General features: G+C 44.0%; 15 protein-coding genes and 2 rRNA genes. 10 read left to right on the top strand and 7 right to left on the bottom strand.

Annotated features, from left to right (window positions below; genetic code table 11):
• Positions 1–30: 30 nt before the first annotated feature.
• Positions 31–882, bottom strand: coding sequence for a PHP domain-containing protein (locus tag F986_RS17055; protein WP_004697626.1), 852 nt, complete (start codon positions 880–882; stop codon positions 31–33).
• A gap of 44 nt (positions 883–926) precedes the next feature.
• Between F986_RS17055 and F986_RS17050 the strand changes: the two genes are divergently transcribed.
• Genes F986_RS17050 through mnmC form a run of 4 tightly spaced genes read left to right on the top strand, consistent with a single transcriptional unit; the run spans position 927 to position 4,325 of the window.
• Positions 927–1,541 carry a septation protein IspZ gene (locus tag F986_RS17050; RefSeq protein WP_004697624.1) on the top strand — a complete coding sequence of 205 codons (615 nt, stop codon included), beginning with the start codon at positions 927–929 and terminating at the stop codon, positions 1,539–1,541.
• Positions 1,542–1,570: 29 nt separating this feature from the next.
• Positions 1,571–1,873: a YciI family protein gene (locus F986_RS17045; protein ID WP_004697623.1), complete on the top strand. Its 303-nt coding sequence runs from the start codon at positions 1,571–1,573 to the stop codon at positions 1,871–1,873.
• A gap of 4 nt (positions 1,874–1,877) precedes the next feature.
• Entirely contained in the window at positions 1,878–2,381 is a 504-nt protein-coding gene (locus tag F986_RS17040) for an SH3 domain-containing protein (protein ID WP_004697622.1), read from the top strand.
• A 30-nt stretch (positions 2,382–2,411) separates the two neighbouring features.
• The gene (gene mnmC, locus F986_RS17035; protein WP_004697621.1) at positions 2,412–4,325 is read left to right on the top strand and encodes a bifunctional tRNA (5-methylaminomethyl-2-thiouridine)(34)-methyltransferase MnmC2/FAD-dependent 5-carboxymethylaminomethyl-2-thiouridine(34) oxidoreductase MnmC1; all 1,914 of its coding nucleotides are present in this window, start codon (positions 2,412–2,414) and stop codon (positions 4,323–4,325) included.
• Positions 4,326–4,425: 100 nt separating this feature from the next.
• Here the strand turns inward: mnmC and F986_RS17030 are convergent, their stop codons facing one another.
• Positions 4,426–4,740, bottom strand: a complete 315-nt coding sequence (locus F986_RS17030) for a rhodanese-like domain-containing protein (RefSeq protein WP_004697620.1) — start codon at positions 4,738–4,740, stop codon at positions 4,426–4,428.
• Positions 4,741–4,831: 91 nt separating this feature from the next.
• Here F986_RS17030 and F986_RS17025 point away from each other — a divergent pair, with 91 nt between their 5' ends.
• The 3 genes from F986_RS17025 (at position 4,832) to F986_RS17015 (ending at position 6,484) form a co-directional block, all read left to right on the top strand.
• Positions 4,832–5,320: a YajQ family cyclic di-GMP-binding protein gene (locus F986_RS17025; protein WP_004697619.1), complete on the top strand. Its 489-nt coding sequence runs from the start codon at positions 4,832–4,834 to the stop codon at positions 5,318–5,320.
• A gap of 28 nt (positions 5,321–5,348) precedes the next feature.
• Complete coding sequence (locus tag F986_RS17020; protein ID WP_004697618.1) at positions 5,349–5,849, top strand: DUF4442 domain-containing protein; 501 nt, start codon at positions 5,349–5,351, stop codon at positions 5,847–5,849.
• Between the two features lie 137 nt (positions 5,850–5,986).
• Positions 5,987–6,484 carry a nuclear transport factor 2 family protein gene (locus F986_RS17015; RefSeq protein WP_004697617.1) on the top strand — a complete coding sequence of 166 codons (498 nt, stop codon included), beginning with the start codon at positions 5,987–5,989 and terminating at the stop codon, positions 6,482–6,484.
• Positions 6,485–6,558: 74 nt separating this feature from the next.
• On the opposite strand, the gene F986_RS17010 is transcribed toward F986_RS17015, so the two are convergent.
• From F986_RS17010 to F986_RS17000, 3 genes are read right to left on the bottom strand one after another with little or no spacing between them, the layout of a single operon-like run.
• Positions 6,559–6,981 carry an acyl-CoA thioesterase gene (locus F986_RS17010; RefSeq protein WP_004697616.1) on the bottom strand — a complete coding sequence of 141 codons (423 nt, stop codon included), beginning with the start codon at positions 6,979–6,981 and terminating at the stop codon, positions 6,559–6,561.
• A gap of 17 nt (positions 6,982–6,998) precedes the next feature.
• The gene (gene trxC / locus F986_RS17005) at positions 6,999–7,430 is read right to left on the bottom strand and encodes a thioredoxin TrxC (RefSeq protein ID WP_004697614.1); all 432 of its coding nucleotides are present in this window, start codon (positions 7,428–7,430) and stop codon (positions 6,999–7,001) included.
• Entirely contained in the window at positions 7,431–8,327 is an 897-nt protein-coding gene (locus tag F986_RS17000) for an alpha/beta hydrolase (protein ID WP_004697613.1), read from the bottom strand.
• A 124-nt stretch (positions 8,328–8,451) separates the two neighbouring features.
• Here F986_RS17000 and F986_RS16995 point away from each other — a divergent pair, with 124 nt between their 5' ends.
• The 3 genes from F986_RS16995 to F986_RS16985 all read left to right on the top strand — a co-directional run bounded on the left by F986_RS16995 (position 8,452) and on the right by F986_RS16985 (position 10,795).
• Positions 8,452–8,787 (top strand): protein tyrosine phosphatase family protein, encoded by a 336-nt coding sequence (locus F986_RS16995; RefSeq protein ID WP_004697611.1) that lies wholly within the window; start codon positions 8,452–8,454, stop codon positions 8,785–8,787.
• On the top strand, positions 8,780–9,205 hold the full coding sequence (locus F986_RS16990; protein WP_004697610.1) for a protein tyrosine phosphatase family protein: 426 nt from the start codon (positions 8,780–8,782) through the stop codon (positions 9,203–9,205). The genes F986_RS16995 and F986_RS16990 overlap by 8 nt, the downstream gene beginning before the upstream one ends.
• Before the next feature lie 213 nt (positions 9,206–9,418).
• Complete coding sequence (locus tag F986_RS16985) at positions 9,419–10,795, top strand: dihydrolipoyl dehydrogenase (RefSeq protein WP_026056435.1); 1,377 nt, start codon at positions 9,419–9,421, stop codon at positions 10,793–10,795.
• Positions 10,796–11,423: 628 nt separating this feature from the next.
• On the opposite strand, the gene rrf is transcribed toward F986_RS16985, so the two are convergent.
• Together rrf and F986_RS16975 are read right to left on the bottom strand one after the other, a co-directional pair.
• Positions 11,424–11,538: ribosomal RNA gene (gene rrf, locus F986_RS16980) — 5S ribosomal RNA — on the bottom strand.
• Positions 11,539–11,756: 218 nt separating this feature from the next.
• Positions 11,757–14,650: ribosomal RNA gene (locus tag F986_RS16975) — 23S ribosomal RNA — on the bottom strand.
• Positions 14,651–14,669 lie beyond the last annotated feature (19 nt).

Below are 14,669 nucleotides of genomic sequence, written 5' to 3'. Positions count from 1 at the left end.
CTTGGAGAAGGTGGGAATGACCAGTACTCTTTAAACAAAACTTTCCCAAATCCCCACTTGTCCGTCTTTGACTCTGGGAATATTGCCCAACTTAATCCACGGCATATTGTCGCCATGAAAGTCACTCCCGACCGATACTTTTAAACCATGCTCGGCAATCATCCGATCCACCATTTGACGGGTAGATGTCGGTTCGACATTGGGCGGTAATTCAACTGCATCTCCACCAAACTGCGCAAATATTTCAATCAGATAACGAATGTTCGTAGCAGATAAGTCATACCGTGTCGGATGCGCCAATACGGCAAAACCACCACTGGCATGAATCACTTGAATGGTTTCTTCTAAACCCAGCCCATCAAATTTCACGTAGGCTTTCTTACCTTCCTTAATATATTTATCAAACGCTTGTTGCGCACGACTCACATACTTTTTTTCAACCAAGGTCTTGGCAATATGCGTTCGAGTCACACGGTCAGGCATCTGTTCAACTTTCGCTAAAACATCGAGATAAATATCTTCACCAATCAATGGAATCAACAAATCACAGATTTGCTTAGCACGTCGCGCACGGATTTGTTTTTGCTGTTCAAGGCATTTTTGCAGTGGTTCTAAGTCTTGCATATTCAATGCAACCACATGCACACCATAGTTTTTCTGGGTTGAGGGTCTCGACCACTGACTCGAAATTTCTACCCCCGAAATAATACGCATCGCATGTGACTTTGCAGCCAACTCTGCCAACGCAAGACCATCCATGGTGTCATGGTCTGTCAAAGCCAAGGTGTGGATGCCTTTTTCCGCAGCAGCATCAACCAATTGCTTCGGTGTGAAAGTACCATCAGAAATATTGCTGTGAGTATGTAAATCTAAGCCTTCCATCACTTATACTAGCTATTTATTTGAACAGATTTAGATACTCTAACATGAAAGCACTTTTAGACTTTGTGCCGCTGATAATTTTCTTTTATTTATATAAAACTGTAGATCCTAAAAATACTGATCACCCATTGCTCCAATTGATTGGTTCTGCTGGAGGTGTCGATAATAATAATATTCTTGTAGCTACCACAGGTTTGATTATTTCGATGCTAGTAGTTTACGGCGCACTGTTCTTCATGCAAAAGTTCCGTTTAGACAAACAACAGTGGATTGTGTTGTTTATGACGGTTATTTTCGGCGGTGTCACCTTAATGCTGTCGGATGACTTTTACATCAAACTCAAAGCAGCCTTACTGAATATTATTTTCTCAGGCGCTTTCTTACTTTCTCCTTATTTTGGCAAAGAACGCAAACCGCTGATCAAACGCTTGTTCGGCCCAATCTTCAATTTAACCGACTCGGGTTGGATAAATTTAAACTTTGCATGGGCTGCTATGTTTGCCCTCATGTCTTTTTTACACGTATTTTTCGCATTTTTATTTATGGACGGAAAATATTGGGGAGAATTCACGGCTTTTGGTGACATGATCGTGATGTTTTCCTTTATCATTATTCAGTTTATTGTATTGCGTAAATACTTTAAATCTTCTGAAGAGTAATTTAGCCAGAACATACATCGAGAACTCTTATGCCGCTATTCGTCGTCACATGTACCGATCAAGAAGGTACAGTCGAAAAACGTCTTGCTACACGTCCAGAACATCTTGCTCGTTTGCAAAAGCTCAATGATGAAGGTCGTTTAATTGTTGCAGGAGCGATGCCAAAAGATCCAAGCAATCCGCAAGCAGGCTTTTATGGCAGTACGATCATTGTTGACTTTGACTCACGTGAAGCACTCGATGTCTGGTTACAGGAAGAGCCATTCTTAAAAGCAGGGGTTTATCGTCAGATTGATGTTAAACCATTTAATAAAGCATTCCCTCAAGGATAAGGTCATGCGCGTTGTTGTCACAAGCTTATTGGGCTTATCTCTTCTTTCTTCTATGGCGTGGGCCGTTGAAACCGCTCCTGCCCCGAGTGTAGCCTCTCCTGTACCAGCAACGACTGCCGCACCTGTTCTGGTGCAAGGCAGTACGACTCAACCGAAAATCATTCCAGCGGTGGCCACAGTTAGCCCAACAGGTCAACCGCAAGAAGCCAAACCACTCACCGCTGAACAACTTGCCAAAAACAAAGCATTGCAAGATGCCAAAGTCAAAGCACTGGTCAAAGACCAAGCTTCACGTCTTGCACAATTGGAAAAAGCCAATCTCGATGCTTTGGCGCAAAACCAAGAGCTACAACTCAAAAATGATAGCCTCGGTGTACAAGTTCAGGTCTTACAAAGCGAACGTAGTGCGCAAATGTTCCTCTACGGTGCGGCAACCATCGCTGTTGGTGTATTACTGGGCTTCTTAATTGCCAGTTACGTTTATACCAAACGTCGTCGTCAGTGGTAAGCTAAGCCCTATTGAAAACAATAGGGTGCTGTGGTTGTGTCGCGTGCAATTCAAACTGCCGATTTAGAGTGGCAACAGATTGATGGCATAGATGTGCCAGTCTCAAAACAATTTGGCGATGTCTATTTTTCCAAGGACAATGGTCTACTCGAAACTCGCCATGTGTTTTTAAATGGCAATGATTTACCTGAGCGTCTGTCCAATCTTCAGCCTTTTGAATATTTTAGTGTTGGTGAAACAGGCTTTGGTACAGGGCTCAACATCTTGGCACTTTGGCAACTTTGGCAACAAGTGCGCCCAAATAACCACAGCCATCTTCATGCCATTTCAGTTGAAAAATTTCCGCTGTCTAAAACGGATCTAATACGCGCACTCAATGTCTGGCCTGAACTCAAACCGATCGCCGATCAACTGATCGCACAGTACCCGCACCCGATTGCAGGTTGTCATCGCCTGAGCTTCCCTGAGGAACGTTTCAGCCTTGACCTTTGGTTAGGCGATGCTCACGATGTTTTCCCCAGTATGGCAAAAACCAGTAGCGTTAACGCATGGTTCCTCGATGGTTTCGCGCCTGCCTGTAACCCAGACATATGGGAAGAGCAAGTACTGAATCACATCGTTCGCCTATCTGGTATTGGAACGACATTTTCTTCATTTAGTGTCGCAGGCGTGCTCAAACGTGGTTTAACACAGCATGGTATTTCTATTTCACGTCCGCGTGGCTATAAGCATAAACGCGAAATGCTCAAAGCCATCTGGTTAGCTGCTGAGCCTGAAAACATATCAAACGCTGTCGATACCAAATCAATTTTGAATCAAAATCGACCTGATCAAGTAGCATACACTTTTAAACAACGCCAGATTGCTATCATTGGCGCAGGGATTGCAGGTTTAAGTAGTGCATGGGCCTTTGCTAAGCGCGGGCACCAAGTCACGCTCTACGACCAATCTGAGCCACTTGCAGGAGGTTCAGGCAATCCTCTGGCCTTACTCAACCCCAAACTTTGTCCGATTGAACAAAGTCATGAACATTTAATGACCTTGGCTTGGCAACATGCTTTACAGCACTATCCCAAGTTTCAGGCTTTTCGCCCCATTCAAGTACATCAACTGGCGCTGAAAAAAGCCGAAGACTTACTCGATCTCGAACAACAATACCCTGCGGATCTTTTGATAGCCGAAACCGCTGCTGATTCTGCGTTAATCACTGAATATCCAAGTCTGAATCTAACTGAAGCCGGCGCTGTCTCACCACATCAACTCAAAGATCAAATCTTAGCGCATCCGCTGATTCGATTCGTACAAGCCAACATTACTCAAATCCATCCAGAGCACAATGAACTTTTCAATGAACAAGCCCAATCTCTCGGTCAATTTGATCACGTGATTGTCTGTTGTGCGCGCCACACGGCTGCTTTCTTTGAGCACTACCCTGTGCTGAAGCCCATTCGCGGACAAGTCAGTTGGGTGGAAAATACTGCGCAACCTTTAGCCCTCAATCAAGCCTATAGCTATGGCGGCTATTGTATGCAGCTTGATGCTCAACAGTTCATTTTAGGTGCATCCTTCTATCCAAATCGGGACGACAGCGATGTTTTGCTTGAAGACCATGTGCATAACTACAAGCTTATCCACAGTGTCTTTCCACATTATGCACAATCACTTCCTGATGTGAAGACTTGGCAAGGCCGTGCATCTGTTCGCGCGCAAAGTTTGGACTATTTTCCAGTCCTTGGAAAAATGTCTGAACAGGCTGAAATTTATAGCTTTGCGGGCTTGGGCTCTAAAGGCTTTTTGTTTGCCCCTTTATGTAGTGAAATTTTAACGGCGCAGATACTGAAAGAGGCCTGTCCCGTTCCTGAGTCATTGCTACAAAAGCTCAGTCCGACCCGATTCCATAAAAAGCTCAAAGCCAAAAAGCCTTATTTTAAAGCACAGTCTTAGTTCCGCCTATGACTCAAGTGCAGCGCGCATGGCGTTATAGAGAAAAAATCACATTTCCAAGACATTAAAAAAGCGCCTTACGGCGCTTTTTTGCTTCTGCTTAATTACTTTGTTCTAAAGCTAAACCAGCATCACGAGCAGCACGGGTACCACCCATTAAAATCACATACTCACGCTCACTGTCAAAACCTTCGAGTAACTCTGCAGCACGTGGCGCTTTACTACCGCCACCACATAAAATGTAAATCGGTTGATCCGTCGACACTTGAGTAAGGCTCTGTGCTGAAAGTTCTGTGATTGGCTGATTAATCGCCCCTTTCACGTGTGCTTCAGCATAAGCACTTGAATCGCGTACATCCCAGATGATCGCATCCTCTGGGAACTCAAATGTTGTAATTTCTTGTTTACGGATCATTGCGCACTCCTTTGATGTAAACAACACTTGGCAAATGAAGAAAACATCCCTAGCATCTCAGATATTCTTTCCATTTGTAAAGGTTTAATCCATGCCATCTTTTGATATTGTTTCAGAATTAGAAATTTTTGAAGTAAATCATGCGGTTCAGAACACCCAAAAGGAAATCGCAACCCGTTTCGACTTCCGTGGTCAGGACGTTTCAATTGAACTCAATGAAAAAAACAAAGAAATCAAAATCTCAACTGAAAGTGATTTCCAGTGTGAACAAGTGTATACCATGTTAGAGAACCATTTCTTTAAGCGTAAAGTCGATATTCAAGCGCTTGATCCACAAAAAATGACTGCTTCAGGTAAAAATGTACTTCAAGTGGTGAAATTAAAAGACGGACTTGACTCAGATACCGCAAAAAAAATTAACAAGGCCATTAAAGAAAGCGGCATTAAAGTGCAATCTTCAATTCAAGGCGACAAAATTCGTGTGACTGATAAAAAGCGCGATACATTACAGCAAGTAATGACGTTTTTAAAAGAACAACAATTTGGTCTGCCTTTACAATTCAATAACTTTAAAGACTAATACTCTTGTTTGATCATTTGAGGTAACTATGCCAAAGGCCAATCGCTTATCAAAACTTGTAAAAACCACGTCACGCTTGCCGAAAGCGTTGCGTACGCGATTATGGAGTCAAGCTTTTGGTCGCATAGTTCCCATGGTCGGCAGTGCCAATATTCGTTATTTGCAAGTCAGTCACAGCGAAGTCGTAGTCAAAATCGAAAATCACCGTGCCATGCAAAACCATATTGGTCAACTGCATGCCTGTGCCATGGCCTTAATTGCTGAAACGGCAACGGGTTTTGTAACAGGGATGAATGTACCTGACCATTGCATCGTTCTGATTAAAAGCATGCACGTTGACTTTAAACGTCCGAGTAAAGGTGCCATGACAGCGACAGCCACCTTAACACCAGAACAACAGCAACTGATGCAAACCACCGCCAAGGGTGAAACTTTAGTTTCTGTGATAGTGATGGATGAATCGGGTGAAGCACCTGTTCAATGTGAAATGTTATGGGCATGGCTCGACAAAGCATCATTGAAAAAGTAAAAGTGTAAATATAACTTACTGTTTGGTAAGTATAAAATTTACAACAATACGCTAAAGCTGCGACTAAAACTTACTATATCTTTGTTTCGACTCAGCTCAAAATCATGCTACATAACATGAATATTTGAGCTGACTTGATGAAAAAAAGACTAATTTTAGCGACTGCCTTATTTTCTTTGGGGCTGGTGGCCTGCCAACAGCACAACCCAGCCAACTCATCGGTTTCAACAACGCCGAGTCACCATTCTGCCTCTGCCCTGACTGAACAAAATAAAAAAATTATAGTGGACTTTTATGAAGGCGTTTTTAGCAAACATCAGGTTCAAACCTATTCAGACCGCTATATTGGTACACAATACATTCAACATAATCCCTATGTTGCAGACGGCAAAGCGCCTTTTGTAAACTACTTCACCCAGTACTTTAAAGAACATCCTGATGCAAGAAACACCATCAAGCGTGTCGTAGCCGAAGGTGATTTGGTGGTGCTCCATGTACATTCCACTCAAAATGCACAAGATCGTGGTGAGGCCGTTGTCGATATTTTCCGCGTCGAACAAGGCAAAATTGTAGAACATTGGGATGTGATACAAAGCATTCCCGCGGAGTCCGCCAACCGCAATACTATGTTTTAATCCATCGGACTGCATGGAATAGCAAAAAAAAACCAGTGATTACACTGGCTTTTTTTTGCAGACCAACTCAAGCTTTAGTTGGATTGGCTCGCCAAAAACTTTTCTTTAACATCCGCTGGAATCTGACGTTTATTGCCTTTGACATCAACCGCAACAAAGGTAAATACACCTTCAGTCACACGTACAGGTGGACGTGAACTGTCATGACTATCCCACACTTCAATTTCCATCTGAATAGACGTATTGCCCACTTTTAACAGTTTGGTATAACAACTGATGACATCACCAACTTTCACTGGGACTAAGAACGTCATCTGATTAATTGAAATCGTTGCACAGCGTCCCTTACTAAAACGCTCTGCGTGAATTGCACCCGCCAAATCCATTTGTGACACAATCCAACCACCAAAAACATCTCCACTCCAGTTGGTATCGGCTGGCATTGCAATTGTCTGAAGAGACAACATCCCTTCTGGTTTCACATGAATCTCTGACACGTTGACTCCAATTTTCGTTATGACTGGGCTTGCAACTGTTGATCTAACCATTGTTGCAATTGTGGCGCACGAAGCGCACCGCTTATTCTAGCAATTTCGGTGGTTTTATTCATTAAAACTAGGGTCGGAATGCTGCGTACGTTAAACGCACTGCTCAAGCGCGGAGACTCTTCGGTATTAATTTTAGCAAAAATAACCTGCGGATTTTGCTTGGCCACTTCAGCAAAGTGCGGAGCCATCATTTTACATGGACCACACCACTCTGCCCATAAATCAATAAACACAGGCAAATCGCTATGGCTAATGAACTGGCTAAAATTCTGCTCATTCAATTCAATCGGTGCCGCAGGTAAAAGCGCTGCGTGGCATTGACCACAGCTCGGATTGGCACTCAATTTCTCTTCAGGCACACGATTTTTGGCCAAACAAGTAGGACAGACGATAATCATTTAGTTGACTCCAATATGTTGATGTAAGAATTCTAATTGGGTCGAAATGGCTTTTTCAAACCAACTGGCATGATAAATATCAAAATGCTGCATCTCCCATTCATGATATTGAACAAAAGGGGCAATATTGGTCGCGGCTTCACGACTGGATTCAATCGGAATTAAACTATCATGCTTGGCCGCAATGAAAAGTACAGGAATATTAATTTGTCTGACATTCTGAATGGGACGATAACGAATTAAATTAAAAAATAATCGAGCAGGTATTTCACCACTCCAATAATAATCAGGATTAATAATCGAACGATAACCCAAATAGGCATCTTGCGTCGGTAAAAAACATAACTCTCGTGGATCAACCACAGGTAAAGTGGTCGGGGACATGCCCACTTTTCCACCCATATAATCTTGGCTGGATAGTTTTAAGGCTTTAGGGAGCTGTTGCAAAGGATATAACTTAGCACTGGCTGCCCCATCCACAAAAGGCACTTGCGCCATCACGGCCTGTACATTCTTGAATTCTGCTGCAATATCGAGCACATAACCACCACTGAGCGCGGTCCCCCACAGCACGATCCGTCGACTATCGATCGACTTACGTTCTTTGAGGTGGTTAATCATGGTCCGCCAGTCTTCAAGCTGCTTCTTAATCGAGACCAACTCTCGTGGACGTCCGGTACTACCGCCCCAATAACGGTAGTCAAATAACACGACTGCATAACCCGCTTGTGCAAAACGTTGTGCAAATTGGATCAGTTTGAATTGGCGAAGCCCAGCCAAACCATGGGCCATCACAATCACTGCTGGTTTCTCTTCGGTTTTCGGACGATAGAAATCCGCAGCAATGACCTCTTGGCCACTTTTGACATATAGCGGTTCAACGGTATAGGCGTGCATACCTGCTCCATTGCGTTATTTTATGGTTGTAATCGCTTATAAATATTTCAACAGCATAGGCTGAACTTTCAGCTTAATGCTATCATAAAGCATATCTCGATTAGTTTAATTTTGGAGTGACAGCATGAGCGAAAATGTAGGCTTTGCAGGTCAAATTGGCCCAGAACATTTGGTTCAAGTGGTTGAAAAAGGGTTTAAATCTGTGATCAATAACCGCCCAGATATGGAAGGTGGCCCAGAACAACCAACCAGCGCTCAAATTGAAGAAGCAGCACGTGTTGCAGGCCTAGATTACGTCTACCAACCTGTCGTTGCAGGGCAAATCACAGAAATGGATGTACGCACTTTTGCCAATCATTTCAATGAGCTACCAAAACCTATTTTAATGTTCTGCCGTACAGGCAATCGCTCAAACAACTTATACCAACTGGCCAAACAAATGGACCTGTTAGATGACTAAACGGTTGTTTAAAAGTGTCATCTGCACTGCTCTGATTTTAACGAGCAGTGCATTGTGGGCGGCAACGAATAATCTGAGTCAAGCACTCAGCTCGCAGCTCAGCGTTTCAGGGGAAATGACCCAAGACAAGTTTCAACAGTTGATAAAACAAGGTTTTAAATCGGTCATTGTCAACCGACCAGATCAAGAACAAGGTAATACCGTTCGCGTTGATCAACTGCGTAATATTGCGGAACAGTCCAAAGTCAGCGTAATTTACCAACCGGTTACCAGCAGTAAAATTTCTGAAACAGACGTGGTCGAATTTGCTAAATATTATAATGAATTGCCCAAGCCTATTTTAATGGTCTGTAAGAGTGGTACTCGCTCTAGTCTGCTGTTCAATCAGGCAAAACAACGAGGATTACTCCATGAATAGACTGTTGCTGCTTTTACTCTGCTGTACCTTAATGACAGCATGTAGTTCAATGAATGTACGTCCTACCGTTGGGGTAAGCGTTGGTACTGGCTTATAAGTCAAATGAAAGTAAAGTAAAGACGGCATCTAGTGCCGTTTTTTACAAAATATAATCATCTACAGCCCTGAATATGTTAACTATAGAGTATGTCTCGCTTAGATAAACGTTTGCTTATGTATGATCTGATTATTATTGGGGCTGGAACTGCGGGTATCGCAGCCTACCAACAAGCCGTGAAGTCCACACAAAATCTATTAATCATTAATGATGGGCCATGGGACACCACTTGTGCACGTGTGGGTTGTATGCCCTCAAAAGTCCTAATTTCTACAGCAAATCGTATGCATGATATTCAACATGCGGATCGTGTCGGATTGCAAGTAGAGTCAAAAATAGACAATAGTCAGGTCATGCAACACGTACAAAAACTCCGTGATCGCTTTACTCATAGCACCCTTAAAACCGTAGAGAGCTGGCCTGAGTCTCATAAAATTGAGGGCCGTGCTCGCTTTGTCGATTCAAAAACGGTCGAAGTTAATGGGCAACACTACCAAGCCAAAAGCTTTATTTTAGCTGTAGGCTCCGCACCTAGCTTTGACCCAGCATGGAAGAATGAGCTCGGTGATCGACTCATCACCTCCGATCAAATCTTTGAACTCAATGCTTTACCCAAATCTTTAGCGGTTATCGGGAGCGGCGTCATCGCGATTGAACTTGCGCAAGCCATGCAACGACTTGGCGTCAATACCACGGTCTTTGCTCGTAGCCGTAAAGTCGGCGTTTTGACCAGTCCTAAATTGCAGCAGTTGGCACAAACAGAAATTAGCACCGAACTTGAGATCAAATTCGAAGTTTTACCTACAGACGTTAAGTATATAAACGATCAAGTCGAACTTAGATTTATTGAAAATGCTCAGCCTAAAACACTCAAGGTCGATTATTTACTGGCCGCTACTGGACGCAGCAGCCTTTTAAATACCCTTCAACTTGAAAATATCGATACCTCATTCACAGACTTAAAACATTTACCTGTTGATTCTGAGACCAAACAACTCGCCGATTACCCAATTTTTATCATTGGCGATGCATATACCGACACCCCTCTGCAACATGAAGCAGCACACGAAGGTAAAGTTTCGGTCAAAAATGCATTGAACTTCCCTACTATAGAACCTTGCAAAACTCTAACGCCTTTAGGCATCGTGTTTAGTAGCCCAGAAATGGCAATGGTTGGACAAAATTTTAAGCAACTACAAAGTGCACCTATCGATTTTGTCATCGGCGAAGTATCTTATGTCAAACAAGGACGTGCATTAGTTTTAGGTAAAAACCATGGGGCCATCGAGGTTTATGTGGATAAAAGCAGCCGTAAGATACTAGGTGCTGAATTACTGACAGAGTCTACTGAACATTTGGCCCATTTACTGGCGTGGATGATTTCAGAACAACTGACCGTCGATGAAATTTTGGAAAAACCATTTTATCACCCAACTCTTGAAGAAGGTTTAAGAACGGCATTAAAACATGCACGTCGACAGCTAGATACCTAAACAGCGAAATTTATGATTCATATTCTTTTAATAAGGTTTGCTGTGTGCAATTAAACGATTTCATCAACACTGTGCAGTGAACTATAAATCATTCGCGGCATACGTTGATTTAATTACAAGACACACACCTTATTAGATTAGCGGTAAAGTTCTTATTTTAGTGCGTAACTTAACTGATCTAAAACACATTAATAACCGTAATAAACCATGTGTTGTAATACATAAGTCAGTCATTCCTGATCCATTTTGGTTCATAAATGGCTATTCTCTTCAAATAATTGTTTACTTGGCAAATAATTCCACCATATTCTTGCTTTTGTTTAGAGAATAAATTTATTAAGATTATAGAAAGCATGCCAACAAAACAAGTTAAAGCACATCAAGAAAACTTAAAAGATGCTCTATAATCTCTTGTAAATAAGACATAAAAGCCAGCAAATACTGGCTTTTTAGCATTTAGACCCTTATAGATAGCTTATTTTCGGCTCTTTTCATCTGTTTACTTCTTCTTATTTTTCCCTATTAAATTTTAAAGGCTATGTTTTAGCCGCGTCTTCTTATTCTTCCCTAGTATTTCAGCATAAAAAAATCCCCCTCAGCCTTAAGCGGAGGGGGATTTGAATTAATGAGCTGGCGATGACTTACTCTCACATGGATAACTCCACACTACCATCAGCGCTAAGAGGTTTCACTTCTGAGTTCGGGAAGGGATCAGGTGGTTCACTCTTGCTATTGTCGCCAGCACAACTGTTATGGACTTGTTCGGGTCTTATTTCAACTGTACTTACAGTCTATGCCTTACTTCGTTCCAAATAGAATACATTAACAGGTATATCTGAGTTTCTTGCGATAATCTAAAGCAGTGCTTTATCTTATCTCATTGCGCATTGTACTTAGCTTTATAACTAAATCAAGTTGTTTGCAGTGATTTGAACCACAACACCAACTGTTTGGGTGTTGTATAGTCAAGCCTCACGAGCAATTAGTATTGGTCAGCTTCACATATCACTATGCTTCCACATCCAACCTATCAACGTCGTAGTCTTCAACGGCTCTTTAGAGGACATAAAGTCCTAGGGAAATCTTATCTTGAGGTAGGCTTCCCGCTTAGATGCTTTCAGCGGTTATCCCTTCCGAACATAGCTACCCGGCGATGCGACTGGCGTCACAACCGGTACACCAGAGGTTCGTCCACTCTGGTCCTCTCGTACTAGGAGCAGATCCTCTCAAATTTCCAACGCCCACGGTAGATAGGGACCGAACTGTCTCACGACGTTCTAAACCCAGCTCGCGTACCTCTTTAAATGGCGAACAGCCATACCCTTGGGACCTGCTTCAGCCCCAGGATGAGATGAGCCGACATCGAGGTGCCAAACACCGCCGTCGATATGAACTCTTGGGCGGTATCAGCCTGTTATCCCCAGAGTACCTTTTATCCGTTGAGCGATGGCCCTTCCATACAGAACCACCGGATCACTAAGACCTACTTTCGTACCTGCTCGACTTGTGGGTCTCGCAGTTAAGCGCGCTTTTGCCTTTATACTCTACGCGTGATTTCCGACCACGCTGAGCGCACCTTCGTACTCCTCCGTTACTCTTTAGGAGGAGACCGCCCCAGTCAAACTACCCACCAGACATGGTCCTCGTCCCGGATAACGGGACAGAGTTAGAACCTCAATATTACCAGGGTGGTATTTCAAGATTGGCTCCACCGAAACTAGCGTCTCGGCTTCAAAGCCTCCCACCTATCCTACACAAGTAAGATCAAAGTTCAATGTCAAGCTGCAGTAAAGGTTCACGGGGTCTTTCCGTCTAGCCGCGGGTACACCGCATCTTCACGGCGAATTCGATTTCACTGAGTCTCTGCTGGAGACAGCGCCCCCATCATTATGCCATTCGTGCAGGTCGGAACTTACCCGACAAGGAATTTCGCTACCTTAGGACCGTTATAGTTACGGCCGCCGTTTACTGGGGCTTCGATCAAGAGCTTCGCTTACGCTAACCCCATCAATTAACCTTCCAGCACCGGGCAGGCATCACACCCTATACGTCCACTTTCGTGTTTGCAGAGTGCTATGTTTTTAATAAACAGTTGCAGGGGCCTGGTTTCTGTGGCTGCCAATAGCTCAAGGAGTAAATCCTATCACCGTCGGCAGCGTACCTTCTCCCGAAGTTACGGTACCATTTTGCCTAGTTCCTTCAGCAGAGTTCTCTCAAGCGCTTTGGTCTACTCGACCTGACCACCTGTGTCGGTTTCGGGTACGATTCCTATGTAACTGAAGCTTAGAGACTTTTCCTGGAAGCATGGTATCAGCCACTTCACTGTACAAGTACAGCTTGCTATCAGTTCTCAGCATAGAGTACCCCGGATTTGCCTAAGATACATGCCTACAACCTTCCACCTGGACAACCAACGCCAGGCTGACTTAACCTTCTCCGTCCTCTCATCGCATTACATAGAAGTATTGGAATATTAACCAATTTCCCATCGACTACGCCTCTCGGCCTCGCCTTAGGGGTCGACTCACCCAGCCCCGATTAACGTTGGACTGGAACCCTTGGTCTTTCAGCGTGCGAGTTTTTCACTCGCATTGTCGTTACTCACGTCAGCATTCGCACTTCTGATACCTCCAGCATACTTCTCAATACACCTTCATCGGCTTACAGAACGCTCCCCTACCACTTGCAATAAATTGCAAATCCGCAGCTTCGGCATATAGTTTTAGCCCCGTTACATCTTCCGCGCAGGCCGACTCGACTAGTGAGCTATTACGCTTTCTTTAAAGGGTGGCTGCTTCTAAGCCAACCTCCTAGCTGTCTATGCCTTCCCACATCGTTTCCCACTTAACTATAATTTTGGGGCCTTAGCTGGCGGTCTGGATTGTTTTCCTCTTGACTACGGACGTTAGCACCCGCAGTCTGTCTCCCGGATAGTACTCATTGGTATTCGGAGTTTGCATCGGTTTGGTAAGTCGGGATGACCCCCTAGCCGAAACAGTGCTCTACCCCCAATGGTATTCGTCCGAGGCGCTACCTAAATAGCTTTCGGGGAGAACCAGCTATCACCGAGTTTGATTAGCCTTTCACCCCTATCCACAAGTCATCCCCTGGCTTTTCAACGACAGTGGGTTCGGTCCTCCAGTTAGTGTTACCCAACCTTCAACCTGCTCATGGATAGATCACCCGGTTTCGGGTCTACACCCAGCAACTAAACGCCCTATTAAGACTCGATTTCTCTACGGCTCCCCTATGCGGTTAACCTTGCTACTGAATGTAAGTCGCTGACCCATTATACAAAAGGTACGCAGTCACCGAACAAGTCGGCTCCCACTGCTTGTATGCATGCGGTTTCAGGATCTATTTCACTCCCCTCACAGGGGTTCTTTTCGCCTTTCCCTCACGGTACTGGTTCACTATCGGTCAGTCAGGAGTATTTAGCCTTGGAGGATGGTCCCCCCATATTCAGACAAGGTTTCACGTGCCCCGCCCTACTCGACATCATCATATAAGCCCTTTCGTGTACAGGACTATCACCCACTATGGTTGCACTTCCCAGAGCATTCCACTAGAACTTATATGACTTAATGGGCTTTTCCCCGTTCGCTCGCCGCTACTGAGGGAATCTCAATTGATTTCTTTTCCTAAGGGTACTGAGATGTTTCACTTCCCCTCGTTCGCCTCGTATGACTATGTATTCATCATACGATACCTGCCTTATGACAGGTGGGTTTCCCCATTCAGAAATCTCCGGATCACAGGATATTTGCCGCCTCCCCGGAGCTTATCGCAGGCTATTACGTCTTTCATCGCCTCTGACTGCCAAGGCATCCACCACATGCACTTAATTACTTGACTATACAACCCCAAACAGTCG

The sequence above is a fragment of the Acinetobacter johnsonii CIP 64.6 genome, from assembly GCF_000368045.1.
In the GTDB taxonomy this organism is placed as follows: Bacteria; Pseudomonadota; Gammaproteobacteria; order Pseudomonadales; family Moraxellaceae; genus Acinetobacter; species Acinetobacter johnsonii.
Note: the sequence above shows the minus strand (reverse complement) of the source record. Positions and strands in the feature narration are given on the sequence as shown.

Coding starts and splice junctions, on each gene's coding strand:
- F986_RS17025 (WP_004697619.1), top strand. CDS start 4,832: ATGCCATCTTTTGATATTGTTTCAGAATTAGAAATTTTTGAAGTAAAT.
- F986_RS16990 (WP_004697610.1), top strand. CDS start 8,780: ATGACTAAACGGTTGTTTAAAAGTGTCATCTGCACTGCTCTGATTTTA.
- F986_RS17015 (WP_004697617.1), top strand. CDS start 5,987: ATGAAAAAAAGACTAATTTTAGCGACTGCCTTATTTTCTTTGGGGCTG.
- F986_RS17000 (WP_004697613.1), bottom strand. CDS start 8,327: ATGCACGCCTATACCGTTGAACCGCTATATGTCAAAAGTGGCCAAGAG.
- F986_RS17055 (WP_004697626.1), bottom strand. CDS start 882: ATGGAAGGCTTAGATTTACATACTCACAGCAATATTTCTGATGGTACT.
- F986_RS17040 (WP_004697622.1), top strand. CDS start 1,878: ATGCGCGTTGTTGTCACAAGCTTATTGGGCTTATCTCTTCTTTCTTCT.
- F986_RS16995 (WP_004697611.1), top strand. CDS start 8,452: ATGAGCGAAAATGTAGGCTTTGCAGGTCAAATTGGCCCAGAACATTTG.
- trxC (WP_004697614.1), bottom strand. CDS start 7,430: ATGATTATCGTCTGTCCTACTTGTTTGGCCAAAAATCGTGTGCCTGAA.
- F986_RS17045 (WP_004697623.1), top strand. CDS start 1,571: ATGCCGCTATTCGTCGTCACATGTACCGATCAAGAAGGTACAGTCGAA.
- F986_RS17050 (WP_004697624.1), top strand. CDS start 927: ATGAAAGCACTTTTAGACTTTGTGCCGCTGATAATTTTCTTTTATTTA.
- F986_RS16985 (WP_026056435.1), top strand. CDS start 9,419: ATGTATGATCTGATTATTATTGGGGCTGGAACTGCGGGTATCGCAGCC.
- F986_RS17020 (WP_004697618.1), top strand. CDS start 5,349: ATGCCAAAGGCCAATCGCTTATCAAAACTTGTAAAAACCACGTCACGC.
- F986_RS17030 (WP_004697620.1), bottom strand. CDS start 4,740: ATGATCCGTAAACAAGAAATTACAACATTTGAGTTCCCAGAGGATGCG.